We start from the raw sequence: 1,317 nt of genomic DNA, 5'->3' as shown, positions 1-1,317 counted from the left end.
CTTCAGCACATCGGCCCAGATCGCCGCGATCTGCTGCTCCAAAGCACTCTGCGGCGCGATGTACTCGCCCTGCAACTGGCTGGCATCCGGCTGCGGCAGGGCCTTGCGGTCCAGCTTGCCGTTCGGCGTCACTGGCAGCTTGCCGAGCAGCAGCAGGTGCGCCGGCACCATGTAGTCCGGCAAACCGGCCTTCAGCGCCTCGCGCAGGCTGTCGCGCAATGCGCCTTCGTCTTGCGTGCTGTCGGCAGGCACTACATAGCCCACCAGCTGCTTGCCGCTTGGCCCGTCCTGGGCCAGCACCACGGCTTCCTGCACACTCGGCAGCTCCAATAGACGCGCCTCGATCTCGCCCAGTTCGATGCGCAGGCCGCGGATTTTCACTTGGTGGTCGATGCGCCCGGCGTAGTCGATCACGCCATCGGCGCGGTAGCGCGCCAGGTCGCCGGTGCGGTACAGGCGCCCGCCGTTGTCGCTGAACGGGTCCGGCACGAAGCGTTCGGCGGTCAGCGCCGGGCGCTGGTGGTAACCACGGGCCAGGCCGACGCCGCCAAGGTACAGCTCGCCGGCACTGCCGCGCACCGCCGGTTGCAGGCTGCCTTCGAGGATGTGGGTCTTGAGGTTGTCGATCGGCTGGCCGATCGGCACGCTGATGCTTTCGTCCGGCTGGCAGGTCCAGTGGGTCACGTCGATCGCCGCTTCGGTCGGGCCGTACAGGTTGTACAGGCCCGCCGCCGGCAGGCGTTGCAGGGTCTGGCGGGCCAGTTCGGCCGGCAACGCTTCACCGCTGCACACCACGCGCTTGAGGCTGATGCAGCTTTCGACCGCTTCGTGGGTCATGAACGCCTGCAGCATCGACGGCACGAAGTGCAGCGTGCTGATGCCGTAATGATTGATGGTTTCGACCAGCAGCTGCGGGTCACGGTGCGCGCCGGGCTGGGCCACGACCAGACGCGCGCCGGTCATCAGCGGCCAGAAGAACTCCCACACCGACACGTCGAAGCTGAACGGGGTTTTCTGCAGCACGCTGTCGCTGGCGTCCAGCCCGTAGGCCTTCTGCATCCAGCACAGCCGGTTGACCAGCGCCTGATGGCTGTTGCCAGCGCCCTTCGGGCGACCGGTGGAGCCGGAGGTGTAGATCACATAGGCGAGGTTCAGCGGGGCCACGTCGACATTCGGGTTGGCATCGCTGTAGCCGTCGAAGTTCTCGGTGTCCAGGTCCAGGCTGCGCAGGCCGGCCGGGATCGGCAGGGCTTCGTGCAGGTGCGACTGGGTCAGCAGCAAGGCGATGCCGCTGTCCTCGAACATGTAGCTCAGGCG

Annotated in this window: 1 protein-coding gene; it reads right to left on the bottom strand. The window is 67.1% G+C overall.

Annotation, left to right across the window (positions count from 1 at the left end; genetic code table 11):
• On the bottom strand, nucleotides 1-1,317 hold a 1,317-nt coding region (locus CAG46_RS27440), incomplete at both ends, for an amino acid adenylation domain-containing protein (RefSeq protein WP_143493580.1).

The organism is Pseudomonas sp. B23(2017), assembly GCF_002113725.1.
GTDB classification, from domain to species: domain Bacteria; phylum Pseudomonadota; class Gammaproteobacteria; order Pseudomonadales; family Pseudomonadaceae; genus Aquipseudomonas; species Aquipseudomonas putida_Z.
Note: the sequence above shows the minus strand (reverse complement) of the source record. Positions and strands in the feature narration are given on the sequence as shown.